The organism is Streptomyces sp. NPDC005775 (assembly GCF_042871565.1).
GTDB lineage: Bacteria > Actinomycetota > Actinomycetes > Streptomycetales > Streptomycetaceae > Streptomyces.
In genome coordinates this window covers 50,699-70,455 of the sequence record NZ_JBIAIU010000021.1, presented here as the reverse complement: position 1 = coordinate 70,455, position 19,757 = coordinate 50,699, and the positions used below count along the sequence as shown (strand labels likewise).

The 19,757-nt window shown below is 68.9% G+C and carries 19 protein-coding genes and 2 pseudogenes; 12 read left to right on the top strand and 9 right to left on the bottom strand.

Annotated elements, in window-relative coordinates; translation table 11 throughout:
- Positions 1-217: 217 nt before the first annotated feature.
- Both ACFYPA_RS34730 and ACFYPA_RS34725 read right to left on the bottom strand, forming a co-directional pair.
- Positions 218-1,132, bottom strand: coding sequence for a serine hydrolase (locus ACFYPA_RS34730; protein ID WP_359086523.1), 915 nt, complete (start codon positions 1,130-1,132; stop codon positions 218-220).
- Positions 1,129-2,001 carry a LysR family transcriptional regulator gene (locus ACFYPA_RS34725; RefSeq protein ID WP_359086525.1) on the bottom strand — a complete coding sequence of 291 codons (873 nt, stop codon included), beginning with the start codon at positions 1,999-2,001 and terminating at the stop codon, positions 1,129-1,131. The genes ACFYPA_RS34730 and ACFYPA_RS34725 overlap by 4 nt, the downstream gene beginning before the upstream one ends.
- Before the next feature lie 224 nt (positions 2,002-2,225).
- On the opposite strand from ACFYPA_RS34725, the gene ACFYPA_RS34720 reads away from it, so the two are divergent.
- The 4 genes from ACFYPA_RS34720 (at position 2,226) to ACFYPA_RS34705 (ending at position 6,652) form a co-directional block, all read left to right on the top strand.
- Positions 2,226-3,875, top strand: a complete 1,650-nt coding sequence (locus ACFYPA_RS34720) for a penicillin-binding transpeptidase domain-containing protein (protein ID WP_389136504.1) — start codon at positions 2,226-2,228, stop codon at positions 3,873-3,875.
- A 62-nt stretch (positions 3,876-3,937) separates the two neighbouring features.
- Positions 3,938-4,897 (top strand): class A beta-lactamase, encoded by a 960-nt coding sequence (gene bla, locus ACFYPA_RS34715; RefSeq protein ID WP_359086529.1) that lies wholly within the window; start codon positions 3,938-3,940, stop codon positions 4,895-4,897.
- Between the two features lie 177 nt (positions 4,898-5,074).
- The gene (locus ACFYPA_RS34710) at positions 5,075-5,917 is read left to right on the top strand and encodes a helix-turn-helix transcriptional regulator (protein WP_359086531.1); all 843 of its coding nucleotides are present in this window, start codon (positions 5,075-5,077) and stop codon (positions 5,915-5,917) included.
- Between the two features lie 321 nt (positions 5,918-6,238).
- Entirely contained in the window at positions 6,239-6,652 is a 414-nt protein-coding gene (locus tag ACFYPA_RS34705; protein WP_359086532.1) for a DUF6415 family natural product biosynthesis protein, read from the top strand.
- 156 nt (positions 6,653-6,808) lie between these two features.
- On the opposite strand, the gene ACFYPA_RS34700 is transcribed toward ACFYPA_RS34705, so the two are convergent.
- From ACFYPA_RS34700 to ACFYPA_RS34690, 3 genes are all read right to left on the bottom strand, one after another.
- Positions 6,809-7,234, bottom strand: a complete 426-nt coding sequence (locus ACFYPA_RS34700; protein WP_359086534.1) for a DUF4259 domain-containing protein — start codon at positions 7,232-7,234, stop codon at positions 6,809-6,811.
- 702 nt (positions 7,235-7,936) lie between these two features.
- Entirely contained in the window at positions 7,937-8,404 is a 468-nt protein-coding gene (locus ACFYPA_RS34695; protein WP_359086535.1) for a hypothetical protein, read from the bottom strand.
- Between the two features lie 610 nt (positions 8,405-9,014).
- On the bottom strand, positions 9,015-9,509 hold the full coding sequence (locus ACFYPA_RS34690; RefSeq protein WP_359086537.1) for a hypothetical protein: 495 nt from the start codon (positions 9,507-9,509) through the stop codon (positions 9,015-9,017).
- A 75-nt stretch (positions 9,510-9,584) separates the two neighbouring features.
- Here ACFYPA_RS34690 and ACFYPA_RS34685 point away from each other — a divergent pair, with 75 nt between their 5' ends.
- Positions 9,585-10,067 carry a transposase gene (locus ACFYPA_RS34685; RefSeq protein WP_389136499.1) on the top strand — a complete coding sequence of 161 codons (483 nt, stop codon included), beginning with the start codon at positions 9,585-9,587 and terminating at the stop codon, positions 10,065-10,067.
- A 26-nt stretch (positions 10,068-10,093) separates the two neighbouring features.
- Here the strand turns inward: ACFYPA_RS34685 and pyrF are convergent, their stop codons facing one another.
- The 4 genes from pyrF to ACFYPA_RS34665 form a co-directional block, all read right to left on the bottom strand.
- Positions 10,094-10,795, bottom strand: a complete 702-nt coding sequence (pyrF, locus tag ACFYPA_RS34680; protein ID WP_359086539.1) for an orotidine-5'-phosphate decarboxylase — start codon at positions 10,793-10,795, stop codon at positions 10,094-10,096.
- Positions 10,796-10,967: 172 nt separating this feature from the next.
- A complete protein-coding gene (locus tag ACFYPA_RS34675; RefSeq protein ID WP_389136496.1) occupies positions 10,968-11,249 on the bottom strand; it encodes a hypothetical protein in 282 nt (93 codons plus the stop codon).
- A 575-nt stretch (positions 11,250-11,824) separates the two neighbouring features.
- A complete protein-coding gene (locus tag ACFYPA_RS34670) occupies positions 11,825-12,631 on the bottom strand; it encodes a GPP34 family phosphoprotein (RefSeq protein ID WP_359086541.1) in 807 nt (268 codons plus the stop codon).
- Positions 12,632-12,793: 162 nt separating this feature from the next.
- Positions 12,794-13,381, bottom strand: a complete 588-nt coding sequence (locus ACFYPA_RS34665) for a TetR/AcrR family transcriptional regulator (RefSeq protein ID WP_359086542.1) — start codon at positions 13,379-13,381, stop codon at positions 12,794-12,796.
- 120 nt (positions 13,382-13,501) lie between these two features.
- On the opposite strand from ACFYPA_RS34665, the gene ACFYPA_RS34660 reads away from it, so the two are divergent.
- The 7 genes and pseudogenes from ACFYPA_RS34660 (at position 13,502) to ACFYPA_RS34630 (ending at position 19,404) form a co-directional block, all read left to right on the top strand.
- Positions 13,502-14,428: an NmrA/HSCARG family protein gene (locus tag ACFYPA_RS34660; protein WP_389136492.1), complete on the top strand. Its 927-nt coding sequence runs from the start codon at positions 13,502-13,504 to the stop codon at positions 14,426-14,428.
- On the top strand, positions 14,425-15,306 hold the full coding sequence (locus ACFYPA_RS34655; protein WP_389136490.1) for a TIGR03620 family F420-dependent LLM class oxidoreductase: 882 nt from the start codon (positions 14,425-14,427) through the stop codon (positions 15,304-15,306). The genes ACFYPA_RS34660 and ACFYPA_RS34655 overlap by 4 nt, the downstream gene beginning before the upstream one ends.
- 79 nt (positions 15,307-15,385) lie before the next feature.
- Positions 15,386-15,610, top strand: a pseudogene (locus ACFYPA_RS34650) (IS5/IS1182 family transposase); the annotation flags it as partial.
- Between the two features lie 185 nt (positions 15,611-15,795).
- Complete coding sequence (locus ACFYPA_RS34645) at positions 15,796-15,996, top strand: hypothetical protein (protein ID WP_389136487.1); 201 nt, start codon at positions 15,796-15,798, stop codon at positions 15,994-15,996.
- A 28-nt stretch (positions 15,997-16,024) separates the two neighbouring features.
- On the top strand, positions 16,025-17,401 hold the full coding sequence (locus ACFYPA_RS34640) for an ISL3 family transposase (protein WP_389136485.1): 1,377 nt from the start codon (positions 16,025-16,027) through the stop codon (positions 17,399-17,401).
- Positions 17,402-18,126: 725 nt separating this feature from the next.
- A pseudogene (locus ACFYPA_RS34635) lies at positions 18,127-18,741 on the top strand (transposase); the annotation flags it as partial.
- A gap of 426 nt (positions 18,742-19,167) precedes the next feature.
- Positions 19,168-19,404 (top strand): hypothetical protein, encoded by a 237-nt coding sequence (locus tag ACFYPA_RS34630; RefSeq protein WP_389136483.1) that lies wholly within the window; start codon positions 19,168-19,170, stop codon positions 19,402-19,404.
- Positions 19,405-19,757 lie beyond the last annotated feature (353 nt).

Sequence of the window (19,757 nt, the reverse complement as noted above, 5' to 3'; positions counted from 1 at the left end):
GTGGTAGTTACCACCGCGGTCACACCACCCGCAAGAGCGCCCCGACCGGCTCCGCTCCACCAGCGACTCGGCGGAATCGACGGCTCTACTCCCATGGTCCACTCCCCTCGCTCCCGTAGGCACGGACAGTACCCACTCGATCCGGGCCCGCCCGCTGCCGGGCACCGCCAGCCGGCACCCCCGCCCAGGACCCGCCCAGGACGCGGGGGCCTCGCGGTCAAATGCCCTGGCGTCCCCGAAGTTCCTCCACCGCGGCCCGGGCCGCAGCACCGATCACTGCGTCGGCGCGGGGCAGCTTGTGGTCGGAGCGGGCGGCCTGGGTGAAGACCACAGCGCTGTAGGTACTGCCGTCGGCGAGTTCGACGACGCCCGCCTCGTGGCGCAGCGCGCCGAAGGTGCCGGTCTTGCCGTAGACGGTGACGTCGTCGTAGGGGAATCCGGCCCCGAGTCGGTGGGTCCACGGCTGCCTCCGCATCACCTCGCGGATGAAGGCGCAGCGGTTCTCGGAGGCGGCCTGGCCGGTCCAGATCGCCCGCAGGAGCCGTGCCATGTCCGAGGGTGTGGTGGACGCCTTGAACGCCGGGTCGTACACGCCCGGCGGGACGACGGTGTCGTTGTCCGCCACGTGCGCCAGGGCCGCCTCCAGTGAGTGAGCGCCCGTCTCTGCGATGAGCCGGTCGAACGTACTGACGACGCCCCCATGGATACGGGTGTGGGGCATGCCCAGCTCACGGCACACGGCATCGACCACCTCCGCACCGACCACCCGGAGCACGGCGTCGGCCGAGGTGTTGTCCGAGATGGTCATCATCAGCACCACCATGTCCCGCAGCGACAGGGTGACCGCGTCCTGCAGCAGGGAGATCCCGGTCGGGCCGGGAACGCGCTCCCCGGGCTCCAGCGTCAGCCGGTGGCAGGGATCGATCAGCCCCGCGTCCGCGAGTCGGCAGAAGGCGACCGTCAGAGGCACCTTGTAGACCGAGCCCATGGGCAGTTGCTCGTCGGAATCTATGGTCACCCGGTCCGACGGACGCTGAAGGTCCGCCACGTGCAGCCAGCCCCGGACGCCCGCGTCGTCGAACATGCCGCGGATGGCCTGCTCCACACCGCCACCTCGCCGTGTTCCGCTCATGGCGCCACCTTCCGGTTCAGGGCTTCCTCGAGCAGTCGCGCCGTCCCGGCGAGCTCCTCCGCGTCCGGGCGGCGGGGGTCCCAGGTCACCCGCAGCCGCAGCGGAAGCGGTGGATCCACCGCCGCTCGCCGCTCGACCCCGGAGGCCCCCAATGCGCCGTCCGCCGTGACCAGCACCGCCTGCCCGGCGGCTACGAGGGCGAGGCCCGCGCGTTCGTCGGAGACCACCACGGTCTCCACCCGGCGGCCGCGACTGGCCAGGACATCGACGAACAGGTCGTGCGCCGCCGGGGCTTCGGCACGCGGACGCACGGCAACGGGCAGCCGGGACACCGATCGGCCCTCCCCATCCCCCCGCCCGGAGGGGGCGAGGACCCAGGTCGGCAGAAGGATCACCCGGCCGGCCGCCAGGCCGTGCAGCACCGAGGGGTGACGGACCACGGCGACGTCGAGCCGCCCGGCCGCCACGTCGCCGAGCAACCCGGCGGTCGGTGCCGTCACCATGCCGATACGCACCCGACCACCCGCCCGGACCGGCGCGGCCGCCACCTCGGCCGCCAGGGAGGTCGGCACCTCGGGAGCCAGCCCCAACCGCAGCCGCCGGCCGTCGGCATGCTCCCGGGCCCCGATCTCGTGCAGCTCCCCGAGCGAGGCCAGGGCCCGACGAGCGTGCGGGAGCAGCGCCATCCCCTCCTCCGTGAGGGACACCCCTCTCCCACGGTCGAACAGGCGGACACCCAACAGGGCTTCCAACCGTCGCAGCCCCTGGGACAGAGGCGGCTGGGTGATGCCCACCCGCTGCGCTGCGGCCCCGAAATGCTCCTCCTCCGCCAGCGCGACGAAAATTTCCAGATGCCGTTCGGTCAGCACTCCGAGCCCCCCTGGCGTGCGGCGATATGTCTTGTGAATCGCCGAGGTGCCGAGAGCGTATTCGACATGCCGCTCCGGGGCGGGCTTGACTCCGAACCGGGGCCACCCGCACCGGCACCGGCAGAACCGTCACCAGGCTGCCGACGAAGCATGGACGCCGGCCTCGCAAGCGCCGGGGGCCACTCCGCGGCTCGACCCAGACCGGACCTGGAACGGAGAGCACCATGGCAGGTACCCACAACCGGACCATTCCCGCCCCACGGAAGTGGCCACGGCGACTGCTCGGCATCGTCGTACCCCTCCTCCTGCTGACGGGAGGCGGGTACGCCGTCCTGAACCTCCGGGACGACGATCTCCGGGAGGACGACGCACAGGTGACAGCCGCCCGCGGACCCCTGACCGCGTTCCTGACAGCCTGGGCCGGCAACAACACGACGAAAGCGGCCGGAAACACCGACACCCCTGACGCCGCCGCCTCACTCCTCACGTCAGTGATGACGAACCTCAAGCCCTCCAGGACCACCACCGCCATCGACGGAGAAGGACGGAAGAACGGCGAGCGAGAAGTGGGCTTCCCCTTCACCGTGACCATGGCGGTGCCCGGAGCGGGCGACATCACCTGGCGCTCCCAGGCGCGGGTGGTCGACACATCGGGAACGTGGAAGATTAAGTTCACCTCGCCGACGATCCACCCGGACCTCGAACCCGGGCAGACCCTCGCCCTGAAGAGCGGCGACCACCGAGCGAAGGTACTCGACGCCAAGGGCGACCCGCTCCACGCCGGCAGCCTCGTCGGAACCGTCGACCCCGTCAGCGGCAAAGGCGTGTCCGGTCTTCAGTCCCGCTACGACGACATCCTCTCCGGAGGCGGCGGGAAGCCGAACAGATCCCTGGTGATCGCAGACCGCGAGAGCGGTCGCGCCGTGAAAGACCTCAGCGAGGCCCCGTCCGCCGAGGGCCGCCCGGTGCGCACCACTATCGACCCTCGCGTCCAGGAGGCGGCAGCCGACGCACTGACCGGTGTCGAGGTCAACGCGGCCATCGTCGCCATAGACCCGCGCAACGGCCACATCCTCGCCGCCGCCAACCGGCCCGGCGGTTTCAATCGCGCCCTCGAAGGGCGCTATCCGCCCGGTTCCGTCTTCAAGGTCGTCACCGCAGCAGCCCTTCTGGGAAGCGGCGCGAAAACCGAAGACCCGGCGCCTTGCCCGAAGTTCGCGCACGTCGACGGACAGCGCTTCGAGAACCAGAAGCAGTTCGACCTCCCGGCCGGATCGACCTTCGCGGACGCCTTCACCCAGTCCTGCAACACCTACTTCGTCGACGCCCGCAGCCGGCTCTCCGACACCGATCTGCGCGACACGGCCCAGAAATTCGGCATCGGTGGCAGTTGGGACGTGGGCACGACCACCTTCGACGGCAGCGTTCCCGTCACCACCAGCGACAACGACAAGGCCGCCGCCACCATCGGACAAGCACGTCTCCAGGCGTCACCGCTAGTGATGGCATCCGTCGCGGCCACCGTGAAGAGCGGGACGTTCGACCAGCCGGTGCTGGTGCCGAGCGCGGTGAAGAACAAGCACCGTGCCCCGGCCGAACTGGACGCCGAGGTCACCGGCCGGCTTCGCGAGCTGATGCGTGCCACCGTTACCTCCGGTTCCGCCCACGCGCTGAAGGACCTGCCCGGCCGGCCCCACGCGAAAACCGGAACCGCAGAGTTCGGCAGCGACGATCCGCCCCGCACCCACGCCTGGATGATCGGCTACCAGGGCGACTCCGACCTGGCATGGGCGGTGCTCCTCGAAGGCGGCGGCTCCGGCGGCGCCGACGCGGGCCCGGTCGCCGCACGGTTTCTTCGCGGCCTGGCCCGCTGAAGCACAGAACGGCCGGACCGGAACAACGCGCTCGGAAGTCGTCAGAAGGGAACTGGTACCTCATGCACACCCCGACCCCCGTCGCCCGTCGTGCCGCACTCGCCACGCTGGGCGGAATCATGGCCCTCCCTCTCTCCGGCTGCACTGCCACCTCCTCCCCGCCCATCTCCACCGGTCCGACTCGCTCCGCTGCCAAGACCTCCCCACCGGCGTCCACCGACCCCCGCATAGAACGCGCGTTCACCGATCTTGAACGCAGGTTCGATGCCCGGCTGGGGCTCTACGCGCTCGACACCGGCAGTGGCCGCACCCTGACCCACCGGCCCGACGAACGCTTCGCCTACGCCTCTACCTGCAAGGCACTGCTCGCCGCCGCCGTGCTGGACAAGAACTCCCTCCGGCAGATGGACCGGCTCGTGAACTACGGACGTGACGCCCTCCTCAGCAACTCACCGATCACCGAGCGGCACGTCACCACCGGAATGACCTTGCGCGAACTGTGTGACGCCGCCGTCCGCTACAGCGACAACGCCGCCGCCAACCTTCTCTTCCGCGAACTCGGCGGCCCTCGGGGCCTGCAGACAGCCCTTCGCGCTCTCGGCGACGACGTCACCCGCTGCGACCGCTATGAAGTCGCGCTCAGTGACGCGGTCCCCAGGGACCTCCGCGACACCAGTACGCCCCGCGCCCTCGCAGGTGACCTGCGTGCGTACGTCCTCGGTGCCACGCTCCCCACGGACAAGCGCGCCGTGCTGACCGACTGGCTCACACGCAACACGACCGGCGACCACACCATCCGCGCCAGCACACCTGACGGCTGGCAGGTTGGAGACAAGACCGGCACCGGCGGCTACGGCACCCGCAATGACATCGCCATCCTCTGGCCCCCGGCCGCCGCTCCCATCACCCTGGCCATCCTCACCCGCCGCGACACCAAGAACGCCGAACACGATGACGTCCTCATCGCCCACGCCACCGAAGTCACCCTCGGCACCTTCGCCCACGACGCAGGACGCTTCTGAAGCCGCCGACTGTCACAGCCCGCAGACGGACCCCCACAGACCCCGAGGTGGCGTCAGGCGAGGAAGCTGGTCAGGGTTGTAGTGAACCAGTCGGGGTCTTCTTCGGCGACGAAGTGTCCGGTGGGTGCGCCGGCGCCTCGCACATCATCCGCGTGGAGGGCGAGGGCCGCCTCGGCAGTGCTGCCCTCGTCCAGCGCCCAAGGGGCCCGCGTAGCGCTCGCGGTACGCCTGCAGCACGCGCGCAAGGACGCCGGCCTCACCGGGAAGGACATCTCCGCCCGGTGCGGCTGGCACCCCGCGAAGACCACCCGCCTTCAGAAGGGCGACGCTGCGCCCTCGGACACCGACATCCGGACCTGGTGTTCGGCGTGCGGCGCTGACGACCAGGCGGAGGACCTCATCGCCACCGCCCGCGCGGTCGACTCGATGTACCTGGAGTGGCGCCGCCTGCACCGCAACGGCATGCGCAAGGTCCAGCAGGACTGGAACACCCTGCACGAGCGGACCCGCGTCTGCCGGGTCTACGCCTCCAACGTCCCGCCGGGCTTCTTCCAGACGCCCGGCTTCGCCACCACCCTCATGAAGCAAATCACCGCCTTCCAAGGCACCCCCAACGACGTCGCCGAAGCGGTCGCCGCCCGCATCGCCCGCTCCCGGTTCCTCTACGAAGGCGGCCACCGCTACGTCGTCCTCCTCGAGGAATCCGTCCTGCGCTTCCGCACCGCCCACCCCGAGGCAATGCGCGGACAGTTGCGCCACCTCCTGGCCGTGATGCCGCTCGCCTCCGTCTCGCTGGGGATCATCCCGTTCACCGCGCAGCGCACCGTGTGGCCGCTGGAGGCGTTCTACGTCCACGACGACACCATGGCCGTGGTGGAGACTCTGACGGCTGAGACCAAGGTGACGCAGCCGCGCGAGCTCGCCGACTACGCGAAGGCGTGCGCCGGCCTCGCGGAGATGGCCGTCTACGGCGACGCCGCCCGCGCCCTCATCCGGGCCGCGATCGACGCCCTGGAGTGAACCTCCGCAATTCTCCGCAACTTCGTTGAGAGCGCGGACCGCAGGTGCGTAGCGTCGAAGGCACCGACGGACCACCAGCCGGAAAGGCGGGGCCTCATGCGCGCACCCACCGACTCCACCGCCCAGGCCCCGGAGCGCCGCGGCCCAGCCGCCCGCCTACGGCGTCCCCTCCCCGGCCCTACTGGCCCGCGCCGACCGAGGCTTCGCCCGGTTCCTCGGCCAGCACGACGAGGACCAGGACGACCAAGCCGGCGGCAGCGAGGACCCCCAGCGGTGACCGCCAGCCACCCGCACACGACACTCCCGGCAACGAGGCCCGCCATGCACACCAGCTCCCACACGGTCCTGTACGACCCCGACGGGCTGATCGAGGCGGAGCTTCCGCTCGACCGCGAGCCGTACGAGTGCCTCGTCAAGGCCGTCCTGGCGTGGACCGGGCAGGACACGCTCACCACCCGCGACCTGGAGCAGATCGCCCTCCAGCTCACCGGCTACGCCCGCGCGGTCGCCGCCAACGTCCGCCGCCGCGCCGACCAGTTGCCGAAGGACAGCGGGCCGAAGGCACTCGCCGACGTCGTCCTACGTGAGGCAGAAGGCCGACTGGCCACGATGATCGAGGGCACCGTCCGCTGTGCCCAGAACCGTGCCCGGCTTGTTCGTGCCCTCTACGCCCGCCTGGACCGCCTGGAGACCGCAAACGGCCCGTCTGCCGCGCCCACAGCCGATCAGGGGTGACCGCCGCGAGCACGTCGCGTGGCCGGCCGAACGGTTCCGGCGAGTAGTCGTCGGTAAGCTCGTGCATCGAGGTGACGTCGTCGGGCAGGCGGAGGAGGAGCACGTCCCAGCTCATGGTGGCCTTTCAGGTAGGACTCGAGTAGCGGTCGCGGTCGGTCAGATCAGGCTGACCTGCTCTCCAGGAGGATGTGGCAGGAGCACGTTCTGCAACCAGCGGACGTTCGCACGCCAGGAGTCGCCACCCGCATCGGCCCACAGCTCCATCAGCTCGGACGGCTCGGTCATGACGCGGTCGAGGGCCTCACGGGCGAGATCGCGCAGGCCCGTGAGAGCAGGCACGAGCTCTTTGGGCCCATAAATGGGATCAGCCGGCTTACCCCCTGGCCACTGCCCCGCGACGAGGGCGGCCGCAGCTACGGCTACCTCTGATTCGGGCGCTTCGAGGTAGCCCACGATGTCGATCACACGTGTGAGAGCGCCGCGAACGATGCCCTCACGCTCGCCTGCGGCCGCCTCGTCAAGGTCGCCGCAGAAATCCGCCGCGGTGTCGTTATCGAAGGAGCCGACGTCCCAAGTGCCCATAGCCTCCCCGATCATGGTGCTGACAGAGGAATGCTGACAGAGACCACTGACAGCAGCCGCGCGGTCCGAACCGGGGCGGCCACTCGTGTCCCGTCGCAGGGACCGCCACCTGCACCTCGGCCCGCTCCTGAAGAAACGCACCCCGCAGGACCGCTCCACGTGGGCCGCGGACGCGGCGGCATCTTGCTCCTTTCGGTTCCGTGCCTGCTCAATCAGCAGATGACTGAGACCGATGGCTACCTTGGCACCGTCACCGCGCCCCCCGGGCTGCTCGTGCTGGGAATGGCGGGCTGGATCGGCTACTGGCCGTAGGTGGGCCGACCGCTGTCCGAGCGGGCCCCGGGTCGTAATAGCCACCGGCGGCGGCACTTGCACGGACCCGAGGACAGTGAGCCGTCTGCTTGGATGTGCGACGCGATCGCCGTAGCAGCCGCTACAGACCGGCCCCTGCGGGTTCGGGCCCAGACATCGGCCTCGCCCTTCGATGGGGAACCGACGATCGCCGTCCTGGAGGTCGGCCTCGGTCGGCCTCCAGGACGGCGAACCCTGCACCTCGGCGACCTGCCGGTCGACCGATGTGGCATGGTCCTCGGCGACGCTGCGGCGCTAGACCCATACTTCGCAGGTCGTTGATTCGGATGATCTGGCCGCCACCCCACAGCAGAGAGTCCGGAGGGCATCTCCTGCGGGCTCGGCAGAGGATCAGATGACCAGCGCCATCACCCCCACCACCGCGGACGCGACACCGGCCAGCAGCACGGAGCCCATGAGCAGAATGAGTACCGCACCGAACACGAGCCATCCCGTCGTACGGTGACCGACCATGGCGGTATCGGGGTTCACGGGGTCGTACGTGATCTCGGCCCGCTCGGCACCTCCGTCCGAGCTCTTGCACTCACGCCGTACGCCGTGACTGTCGACGTACGCGTAGTAGTACTGCTTGCCACCCTCGTGCCAGTGGGTCTCCTGTAGTTCTCCCTCGACGGTGATCCCCCGGGTCCGCAGCACCCAGGGCTCCCGGAACACCTGCCACCCGGCTTGCACGCCCCCCACCCCGCCGCCGATCACGAGGGGGGCCACCGCCCAGAGGACCACAGGGACCACCCCGGAAAAAGCGCCCTTCACCAGCAGCAGGACGAGCACCAGCACATACCCGCCCCCGAGCCCCACCAGAGCAGAAAGATCCGGTTCGGTGCCGCCCGCTCCAGCGGCTTCTCGCTCACCAGCTCCACCCCGTTTGGCCGCGGCTCGTTGGCGTCCCGTGTGGGCAGTGCACGGCGGACGGCCTGCGCGAACTCGTGCACGGCGGGGGCACTGCGGCACCTTAGGTGGTACGCCGCGGGCTCGTCGCCCGTCAGTACGACGGTCAGCTGTCGGGCCTTGGCGCCGTGAACGTCGACTCGTTCTATCGCCGTCACCGGTATCCGGCGCGCACGCCGTCCGTCTCCAGCAGCACCGCCCCGTCCCGCAGCCGGGCGGAGGCACGGCGTCTGCCGTGCAGCACCAGCGAGGACGTCTCTGTCGAGGTCATGCCGGCACATTAGGCGAGCGCGGGACCGGAGGGGACGCTTCGGCCGTGTGACGAGGCGGGGGCGTCTGGCCCGCTGTTTCGAAGGCCGACGATTCAAGTGCGTGGCCGGTGAGTTTGGGTGACGTCGATGCCGACGGCCCGCCAGTTGAAACGCCCCAACAGCCCGGGCGGTCATAGTGCAGCTTGCAGCTGCCCGATTCCTGCAACTGTGCCGGGGGAGCTTCGCTGCGGTGTCCGAGCGATCTGTGATCACGTCATCGGGTCGGCTGTATAGGCGTACACGCGGATTGGATCGAGGTGCAGTTCATAGGGGCCCAGGCAGTCTGCCGCGAGGGTGGCCACGAGTGTCCCGCAGGCACATGCCATGTTGCGGCCTCCGGTTCCGAGCGGCCCGCAGCACCCCCAGTGGATGTCTGAGGCCCCGATCAGCTGGAGGGTGGCCGTGTCATCCCGGTGAACGGCCACGGAGTTCCTGGGCCCTGCGGACACCATGCCCGTCATGTCGGGCGGCATGAGCAGAGTGCGACTTCCCGAAGCGCTTGGTTGCATGGGGTCCGGAGCCGCGAAGGGGGCTCCCCACGGCTCGGTGTCGATGGCGTAGTGGCCGCGCGGGACGGTCGAGGGCGAGAGCCTGGTTCTTCGGTCGCGCTCCTTGTCGTGCACGAAGGCGTCGGGGACTTCTGGAAGCTCCTGAAGGTCCGGTGTGAGCTGGACACCGCACTTCGCGCAGTAGAAGACCGTCATGTCGACCGTTTTACCCCACCATCGCCGTCGGCTACGCCGCGTTTCTGCCCGCTCCGCAGGCGGCATTCCCCTTCGATGGCGTGTGGCGGTGTGGATGATGAGGCGGTGACAAACGTCAGGAATGAAGACACCAACGTCCCGCAAGAGGTGATCAACACCCTCAACCAGCCGGCGTGGGTCCAGGCCGGCAACCCGCTCTGCCTGATCGGTGACTACGGCGCCCCGATCTACGTGATCCTGGACTACCTCTCGGCACACAAGGGCAGCAAAATCCGCAAGTGGGCACGGAAGAACAAGGCCGAGCTGTGCTTCACCCCAACAAACGCCTCCTGGGCGAATCCGATCGAGGCGCACTTCGGGCCGCTGCGGCAGTTCACCCTGGCGAACTCCAACCACCCAAACCACACCGTCCAGACCCGCGCACTGCACGCCTACCTACGCTGGCGCAACGCCCGCCACCCCGATGTCCTGGCCGCCCAACGCAAAGAACGCGCTCGCATCCGCGGTGAAAAGGGCATCCGCTGGAGCGGCCGGCCGCTCTCGTCGGCAGCGGCCTGACCATCCAGTCCGTTGATCGCTTCCGTTCACAGCTCCAGATTGGCGCTGACGAGACGGAATGCGGCCGCCGGGTCCGCGGCACGGGTGACCGTCCGGCCCACGACAACATGTGACGCACCCGCGGCAACGGCAGCACGCGGGGTGCCGGGCCGGGCGTGTTCGCCTGGAGACTCGCCAGGAAGCGCGACTCCCGGCGTGACGATCAGGCTGCCGGCTCCCAACACCCCCCGCAGTGGCCCAGCTTCCTGCGGCGATGCGATCACGCCGTGGCAACCAGCGCCTTCCGCCAGCCGAGCCAGCCGCAGCACCTGCTCCTCGGTCGTGGTCGGGCCGGTGATGCCGATGTCAGCGAGATCGGAACTCGTCATGCTGGTGACGACGGTCAGGGCCAGCACGCGAAGGTGTGGAAAGTCGCGGGCCGCGGCGACAGCGGCGGCCAGGATGCCGGTGCCGCCCATACTGTGGACGGTCACCATGGAGACACCCAGAGCGCCAGCGGCGCGGACGGCGCTGGCCACAGAGTTCGGGATCTCGAAGAGCTTCAGGTCCAGGAAGACCTCCTTGCCCTTGGCTACGAGGTGCTCAATCAGGTCCGGCCCGGCTGCCGTGAGCAACTCCATCCCGACCTTGTAGAAACGACACTCCTCACCAAGCCGGTCGACGACTTCTTCGGCCCCTCGGCGGTTGTCAAAATCCAAAGCAACGATGATCCGACTGGTTGGCTCCACAGCGTCATTGTCACCCATGCGGCGTTGGAGGCATCAGCGGCCCCCGTCGCGGCCGACCGCCCTCACCGGCAGCTCTGGCCATCGAACCCGGTGAACCTATGCGGTCACAGCACTCGCCGTCTCCCCTCCCATGCAGAATCGAAGTAACGGCAGCGAACAGTGGCCTGTTCGCTCAACTCAACTGGTTCCCCAGCGCGCTGCCAGGCCCAGGGATGTCCAGGATCAGCTGCCGCAGCGTCGGCCCCGACTTCTTCTCCGCTGCCTTCTCCACCGGCGCCTCCGAGGTGGTGGCGGCCTCCGGTGCCGGAGTCTGAGCGGCCACCGGCTTCTTGGCAGCGGCCTTCTTCACTGCCGGCTTCTTGGTGGCACTCTTCGCGGAGCCCGCCTTCTTCACCGTGGTCTTCTTGGCCGGAGCCGCCTTCTTGGCGGGTCGCTTGGGCTCTTCCACCTTCACCGACTGGTCCTGCCGCGGCTGGGGAAGTGGGAGCTTCCCGGGCGGTTGCCGACGGAAGGCGTGCGGCGCAGCTGCTCCTCTCCTCATTGTTGTTCCGTCTGCAGCCGCGGCTGCTCCCCGGGTGCCGGGTACGGGGCCGCCCGCACCCGCACCACCGAGCGCGACGAGACGAAGCGCCGGCGCGCCGACCGCATGCTGTCCCGCCTCACCTGACCAACCCCTAACCCGACCAACGACCGGGCCCGTGCGGCTGCCGACTGCGAGGCCAAATCGGGGGGGTGTCCGGGGTTGCTCCCCTCTGGCATTTCCGCAGGTCAGAGGGGGGTGGGAAACTCTGTTGATTCTTTCCCTAGGTGTCTGGGGTGCTGTGCTGCGACAACTCCGGGTTGTCGCCCGATCCCCGTTGTTGCGTGCGGGCACAGATCCTGACGAAACCCGGTACGTCTCGCCGAGCCGGCCACTACCGGCAGCCGCCGGACGGGCCGCGGCACCAGGCCTACGGCCAGGCGGCAACTTCCTCAATCGCGTCGGCATTAGGGTCGGCAGCTGTTCCGTGCGCCTCCCGGCTGTCGGAGTCACCAGTCGGCGTGCCCGTCGCCGTGGTGGCCGGTGCCGCCTGCGCCGCCCTCGGACCAACCGCCGGAGTCCAAGCCGTGGCCAAGATCGTGGCCGCCGGTGGTGAAGTCAGCGTAGAGGTCGCTGAGCTCGCCGAGGAGTTGGCGGGTGAGGACGTCGGCGCCGGTGGTCAGTGCCTCAGCGAGCTCCACGTCGGCGACCGGTACCGCTCCAGCGGCTGCGGGGGTGAGACGGTGCGTTGCGGCGAGGGCGGCCATACGGCGGCGGTCGATGATGCCGCGCAGTCCAGGGTAGGCGGCTGGGGCGAGGCCCGCGGCCTGGGCAAGCACGGCGAGGGTGACGTCGCGGTCAGCGGTGGACCTTGCGGAGCCGGAGCGGACCACGCTGTCGAGGCGGGTCAGTAGCGCCTGGCGGCGCGGCATGTCCAGGGAAAGAATGTCGTTGCGGGTACGGCCGCTGGAATCGCGCCACCGACGGACACGGACCGCCTTCTGGTCCTCCAGTCGGGAGAGGTACTCGACGGTCAGGGAGCGGGGTGTCCGGCGCAGCCAGTCCTTGAGGCTGTGCGGGGGAGTAGCTGCGCCGAGACCTTGGAGGACATTGTTCAGGCGACGGTCTTCGACAGGCCGGGTGTCCAACACCTCGATCCGTCGGCGCCCGACGGCGGTCCGTCCGGCCTGGCACAGCTCCGCTAACTCCGAGATTCGCAGGGCGTACCGAAGCCGATTGAAGCTTCGTATGCGTATGCGTATGCGCTGCCAGCCCGGGACCATTGCGAGCAGGAGTAGTTCATCCCCCGTAGTCATGCCTGCCAGGGTAGGCGCGGCGGTCCGCGGAAGGGAGAGCTCGGCAGGATGCTTAAAGCGACCGAGGATAGGCCCGAAGGCGGCGGAAGCCCAGGGATCTCAGGGCGATGGCAACGCTCTACTGGTCATCGCGTGTCGTGTCGGACGATTTTCTATGCGCCGTCAGTGCTGGCGCACCCCGTCGATGACGAGTGTCAGCAGGCGGTCGGTTTCGGCCGCGCCGTCGCTGTCGTGTTCGGTGGCCAGCGCAATGGCTCCGACGAGTTTGAGTAGCTGGGTGATGGTGACTTCGGGGCGTACGGCGTGCGCTTGGTGAGCGCGCGCGAGTAGTTCGCTGCCTGCGTTCACGATGAGTGTGTGGCAGGTGTCCCCGAGCGTCGGATCGCCGGCGCCAGGCATCAGGGCTGCCCCCAGGCCCTTGTTGGTTACGGCGTGTGCCCCGACGGCGTGTAGCCAGGTGACGAGCGCGGCTTCCTGGTCAGGCTCGGTCGCGAGGTCGCGTGCCTTGGCGCAGAGGGTCTCCACCCGGTCTTTGAAGACGGCCTCCAGCAGCGTCTGCCGGGAGGGGAAGTGCCGGTGCAGTGTGGCTGATCCGACCTCGGCATGGCGCGCGATCTCTTCCAAGGAGGCTTCAACGCCGTGTTGGGCGATGGCGGCCCCGGCGGCGGCCAGGATCCGTTCGTAGTTGCGCCGCGCGTCGGCGCGCATGGGACGCCTGGGCGAGGACGGCATGGTGGCGTCTTGGGACACGGGAGCTCCTGACGGCTTGCTAACCGGGGTGGTCCTCCATATCGTATCGAGCATTAACCGGAGGGTCACCCCATTTATGGGTGTGCCCCTCCCCGGTGTGTGTGAGATCCAGGAGAGACAGTGGAACCAACGGACAAGACCATCGTCGTGACGGGCGCGACCGGCCCGCAGGGCCGGGCAGTCACCAGGCATCTGCTCGACGGTGGCTGGCAAGTGCGCGCCCTCACGCGCAATCCGGACGGCGCTCCGGCCAAGGCCCTGGCGGGCGCCGGCGCGCAGATCGTACGCGCGCAGATGGAGGACATCTCCTCTCTCGTCGACGCTGCCGAAGGCGCCTACGGGCTGTTCAGCGTCCAGCCCACGGTGGGCTCCCCCGGCACGGCGGCGGACTTCTCCGCCGAGGACGAGGTCCGCTGGGGAATGAACATCGCCGAGGCCGCCCACACCGCCGGCATCAGGCACCTTGTCTTCAGTTCGGTCGCCGGCGCGGACCGCCACGACAGTGAGGCGCTGCCCCAGAACCTGATTAGCAAGTGGCGGATCGAGCAGCACCTCGCGAAGCTCGGCCTGCCCGCCACGATTCTGCGGCCGGTGTCTTTCATGGAGAACTACACCGGTGAATACGCCCTGCAAGGCGGCAACCTCGTCTCCGGTATCGCCCCCGACGCTCCGCTGCAGATCACGGCCGTGGACGACCTCGGTTTCGTCACCGAGCTGGCCTTCTCCCGGCCCCAGGAGTGGATTGGGCGATCGACGGCCCTGGCTGGCGACGAACTGACCCCGGTCCAGATCGCCGCGCACATCGAGACGGCAATCGGGCGCCCCCTTCCGTACGCCCAGATCCCGATGGAAACCATCCGTGCCGTCAACGAGCAGTTCGCGTTCGCCCACGAGTGGCTGAGCGAACGCGGCTACCGCGCCGACATCTCCGCCACACGGCGGATCCACCCCGCCGCGATGGACTTCCGCACCTGGTTGGGGCGAACCGGTGCGGCCCAGATCACGGCATTCCTGGACGCCCAGGACGTGGAGGGACAGGACGCGTGAGCGGTCAGAGGCCCCACCTCGGGCGAATCGGCATCTGGGCCGGCGAACTCGACACCTGTTCGGCTGCCGGTGTCCGAGAGGCCGTGACCACGATCGAGGAGCTCGGCTTCGGCACCTTGTGGTTCCCCGAGACGGCAGGGCGGGAAGCGATGGCGCAGGCCGGGATCCTGCTGTCACAGACCCGCCGGATCGTGGTGGCGGCCGGCAGCACGGATATCTACGCGCGCGACCCCGTGACGACCGCCGCCGCACAACGCACCCTTGAGGAGGCATTCCCCGGACGTTTCCTGCTCGGCCTGTGGGACAGCCACCCCAGCCTCGCCGAAGACATCCGCGGCCACCGCTACTGCCCCCCACTGCCCACCATGCGCGCCTACCTCGACGCACTGGACGCCGCTCCGTTCGGGCCGCCAGCCACGGGCCCCTCACCCCACCGCGTACTCACGGCCCTGGACCCCGGCATGCTCGCACTCGCCGCTGAACGAGCCTGGGGCGCAAACCCGTTAGGCATGCCGGTCGAACACACCCGCACCTCCAGAGCAGTACTCGGCCCCACCGGACTCCTGGCCGTCACCCAGCTGTGCGTGCTGGGCCCGGACCGCCCGCACACCGCCGCCCTGGCTCGCACCACGGCAGCAGCCGCCCTGCCCAACCGCCGCACCCTGCTCCCCGCCCTGGGATACGAGAACGTGGACGCGCTCGACGACCGACTCGTCGACGCACTCGTGGCCCACGGCACCGCCAAGGACATCGCCCGCCGCGTCCACGAGCACCTTGACGCCGGGGCCGACCACGTCAACCTCCACCTCCTCACCACCACACCCCACACCCCGCCCACGCAGCAGTGGAAGCAACTCGCAGTACACCTGCTGCCCTGACCCGGCCCGGGAACGTGGCGAACAGGCGCGGCTCTGCCGTTCTCGCCGCCCTGTTCGCCGAACAAGCCGAGGAGATGTCTTGCCCTGTGTGCCGTCGTCTCTCTTTGAGCCTCTCTGGGAACAGTTCTCGGCTCTCCTGACCGAGCGACCCGAGTTCGACCCCACGCATCCGCTGGGCTGCCACCGTCGACGCGTTCCAGACAGGACAGTGTTCGGACTGGTCGTCGAAGCCTTGGTACACGGCTCCGGATACGAACGAGTCGCCACCGCCGACTGCTCGGACTGGACCATCCGCTACAGGCTCAGAGTGGCTCTGTTCATGACTTCCGGGTTCTGGCACAGATCTTGGGGAGCGGTCGCAGAGCGTTACCCGGATGTTCGATTGCGAGGGGCCAGTATCGCGTGAGACCGCGTACGCCTTGTCGTCCGACGATCAGAAGTGACGCTCCCTCAGGTATCTGCCGCCGCTGCTGCGATCGGCTGTGGACGGTGATGGTGCTGGTCATGCAGACCGATGCACCGTTCTGGGACTCGCTGGTGTTCGATGGGATCGACGATGTGGTGGTCGAGGCGGTTTCGGCCGCGTTTGGCATGGTCGAGGTGGTGGCAAGAGGCCGCGCGGCCGCCCTTTCCTGTCCGGACTGCGGTCGCCTCTCGGAGCGAGTCCACGACCGATATCAGCGCAGGTAAGGACCTTCCGCTCGCTGAGCAGGGTTCTGTGATCCGGCTGACGGTCCGGCGCTTCATCTGCGGGTCGGCGGACTGCCCGCGCCGGACATTCGCCGAGCCGTTCTCCCGGCTTGCCGCTGCGTACGCACGGTTCACCAAGCGACTCAACCACGCTCTGGAGCAAGTGGGGCTCGCCCTGGCCGGGCGGGCCGGCGCCCGGCTGGCTACCCAACTGGGCGTCGGCGCTGGACGAATGACCTTGCTACGTAGGGTCATGGCACTGCCCGATCCGCGGTTCAGTACGCCGCGAGTGCTGGGCGTGGACGACTTTGCGATCCGTCGCGGCCAGAGCTACTCCACCGTCTTGACCAGCGTCGAAGACCACCGGGTGGTCGATGTGCTCCCGACCCGGGAAGCCGGGCCGCTGGCCGCCTGGCTGAACCGCCACCCCGGCGTGGAGGTCATCTGCCGGGACCGGGCGGGCGCCTACGCCGAGGGCGCCCGACGCGGAGCCCCCGACGCTCTGCAGGTCGCCGACCGGTTCCATCTGTGGCAGGGCCTCGGCCGGGCCGTGGAAACCTGCGTCGCCGCCCACCGCGACTGCCTGCGCAACCCGATGCCCAGCGGCATGCAGCCGGAAGCGACCGGACGGGCTTCCGGCCGGTCGCAAGACGATTCCGCGCCCATCGGCCGACGGGCCGAACGGAAGAAGGCCGCACACGCCCTGGTCCACGAGATGCTCACCCAGGGCCACTCCCGCCGGGCGATCGCCCGGCACCTGGGCTGGGGGCTGAACACCGTGCTCCGGTACGCGAACGCCGCACGCTGGCAGGACACCATCCGCGACAACCGCCCCCGGCCCAGCAGGTTGGACCCCTACAAGCCCTACCTGGAGCGACGCTTCGCCGAGGGTTGTATCAGCGTCACCCGACTGCATGGCGAGCTGCTCGCCGAGCGGGCTCCCGTCACCTACGGCATGGTCCGAGCCCACATCGCCACCTTGCGCGGGGCTCCGTCCGAGGTGCCGCCCCGGCCGCCGACAGTGCGGCAGGTGACCGGCTGGCTCACCCGTCACCCCACGACCCTGACCGAGGAAGACCGGGCCAGTCTGAAGGATGTCCTGGCCCGCTGCCCCGAACTGGACAAGGCTGCCGGACATGTCCGCGCCTTCGGCGAGATGCTCACCGACCGCCGCGGTGCAATACTGCCCACCTGGATCGTCGGCGTCGAGGCGAGCCAGCTGCCCGGCCTCACTGGATTCGCACTCCACCTGCTCCGAGACCTCGGCGCAGTGGCAGCCGGGCTCACCCTCGACTGGAGCTCCGGCAGCATCGAAGGCGCCGTAAACCGCATCAAGAAGATCAAAAGGCAGCTCTACGGACGCGCCGGATTCGAACTCCTGCGCAAGTTGATCCTGCTTCAGTGACCGACCGCGCCAGCCTCCAGGCGTCGTACGTCAGAACCCGCTGCCTGATGCCACGCGTTAAATACCTGGCCCGACAGTGGGGTGCGAGACCTGCGAGACCAATGCACGGGCCGCGTTCCGCAGCTGTGCTTCCCATGCCACCTCGCCGAGCCCCAGCGTGTACTCGATGCAGCACGTGCATGGCGGGAGGAGCGCCACGAAAGCTTGCTCCTCAGCGGCCTCGACCTCCACCTCCAACCACTCGTCTGACGCCAACTCAGCGAGCCCCGCCTCCCCGGCGGCAAACCGCGTGGCCAGCCTGCGCAACGCGTACCGTTGGGCCAGGCGGTGATCGGGCAACGCAATCCCCAATTCTGCGAGGACCTGCTCAAACGTGTCCCGGATGTCCCGGGGGTCGGCATGACGCGGCAGGCCGGCGAGCTCGCACAGGGCGGGAGTGTCCGCCCCAGCTGCGAGTGCCTGGGCAGCGGTCATCGGCAGGTCTTCCGGACCCACCTGATTCGCCTGATACAGTCACGCTGCCTCCTCCAAGGACAGATAGACGCCGCGTTCAGGGCTGTCCGATTCGGGTGTGTTTCTTATCGCTGCCATGGTTCACACAATGCCAGCACTCCTCGCGAGAGCGCCCGGAATATGGGCTGCCTCCAGGTGACGCTCTGCGATGGCTCCCCAATATCTGTGCCAGAACCCCGTTCTCGTGGACGGAGCCACTCAGAGAGTGGAGCAACCTGGGACTGGCACACGAACTGCACCGCATCGCGCTGAACACATACGACAAGATGATCGGCCTGGAGCTGTCCGTGCTGTCCGTCGACGGCTGTCACCCTAAGGCCCCGTGCAAAGGCGACAAGGCAGGGCCGACGCCAGTGGACCGGGCCAAGTAAGGGCTCAAGCGTTCCACCCTGGTCGACGGCGGCGGGATACCGCTCGGCCTCGCCTCAGCCGGCGCCAACCGGCACGACTCGGACCTGCTCGAACCAACCATCGAAGCCGCCAAGCACCAGGTCGGGAACCTGCCCACCCATGCCACCGTGCATCTCGATTCGGCCTACGACGGCGAGCCCAGCCGCCAGGTCCTCGACGACCGCGGCCTCAACGGCGAGATCGCCCGCAAGGGCGTGCCCGCTCCGATCCAAGTCGGCATGCGCTGCGTGGTTGAACGCACCCAGTCCTGGATGAACGGCTACGGCAAGCTCCGCCGCTGCTTCGAACGCGATAGCCGAGTGGTCGACTTCTACCTCTACCTCGCAGCCGCGTTCGTCACCGTGCGTGCCTTAATTCGAGGTCCAAAAAAGCTCTACCGGTGGCTGAGCCGCCCCACTGCACGTCGCCTGAGATGACGCCTAACCTCGGTCGCCCTTAGCGTCGCAGTTGGCCGGAGTCGCGTAACGGCATCTATCGGCGGGTCCGTGGTCTCGATCGGCCGTGTGCGCGAGCTCAGGAAGGGAGGGGCCGGTTCGGCGGAGGCAGGATCTCTCGGGCCAATTAAATGATGATCAAGCTCAGCAGCCCTCTCGGCTGCGAGGCTCCTCGAACTGCCCGCCCCCGTCGTCGCGGACGCCCTCGGTTACCACGAGAAGACCACCAGCCGACTCATCCGAGAGACCGGCGGAACCTGGAACCGATACGCCGCCGGCAATCACGACCGGTTACCAGTGGGCTGGGCTCCCCGGGGAACCCGCGACAGTTGAATACGCGAGCCCACCAGTACCGAGCCGGACGAGGCTGGGCGGGCGAAACTCGAGGCCGAGCACACCGTCGCAGAAATGACCGTGGCGCTCGACAAGGGACTGGCCGACGCGGCAAAGCAGGTCGAAGAGGCCGGCGTGAAGGTCGCGGCCGCAGAGAAGCGGGCCGACGAAGCTGAGAAGATCGCGCAGCAGGCCCACCGGGACGCTGAAACGCAGGTGAAGGCGGCGACGGACGCGGCCGCCACTGTTCAGGCCGGGCTCGAGAAGCAGCTCGATCGTATGACGAAGCGTCTGGACGACCAGGACAAGTGAGTCGACGCATTGCACGAACAGGTCAACGAAGCAAAAGAGAAGCTGCGCGGGGCCGACGAGCGGACGCGTGTCGCTGTCGCGGAGGCGCTACGGAGGAAGGACGAAGCGGGTTCCGAGTAGGTTCTCCGCTGCGGCTTGCCAGGCCGCTAGGGTTGCATCAGAAACCCGGTGCCGCACCCCCGTCGGCACCGGGTTCTTCGCCGTGGTCAACGGGCGCGTCCGTACTGCTCAACCCAGCGGCCAACGCATGTCATGCCCCAACGGAACAGTGGCCGCAGCGGCGGGCCGGGCCGCTGCCGAGGAACGAAGACGCCGTCGCCGAGTGACGCGCGGGCCAGCGTGTAGCAGATGCG

Coding starts and splice junctions, on each gene's coding strand:
- ACFYPA_RS34670 (WP_359086541.1), bottom strand. CDS start 12,631: ATGACTACGGGGGATGAACTACTCCTGCTCGCAATGGTCCCGGGCTGG.
- ACFYPA_RS34690 (WP_359086537.1), bottom strand. CDS start 9,509: ATGACGGTCTTCTACTGCGCGAAGTGCGGTGTCCAGCTCACACCGGAC.
- bla (WP_359086529.1), top strand. CDS start 3,938: ATGCACACCCCGACCCCCGTCGCCCGTCGTGCCGCACTCGCCACGCTG.
- ACFYPA_RS34705 (WP_359086532.1), top strand. CDS start 6,239: ATGCACACCAGCTCCCACACGGTCCTGTACGACCCCGACGGGCTGATC.
- ACFYPA_RS34730 (WP_359086523.1), bottom strand. CDS start 1,132: ATGAGCGGAACACGGCGAGGTGGCGGTGTGGAGCAGGCCATCCGCGGC.
- ACFYPA_RS34685 (WP_389136499.1), top strand. CDS start 9,585: ATGGCGTGTGGCGGTGTGGATGATGAGGCGGTGACAAACGTCAGGAAT.
- ACFYPA_RS34720 (WP_389136504.1), top strand. CDS start 2,226: ATGGCAGGTACCCACAACCGGACCATTCCCGCCCCACGGAAGTGGCCA.
- ACFYPA_RS34700 (WP_359086534.1), bottom strand. CDS start 7,234: ATGGGCACTTGGGACGTCGGCTCCTTCGATAACGACACCGCGGCGGAT.
- ACFYPA_RS34630 (WP_389136483.1), top strand. CDS start 19,168: ATGACCGTGGCGCTCGACAAGGGACTGGCCGACGCGGCAAAGCAGGTC.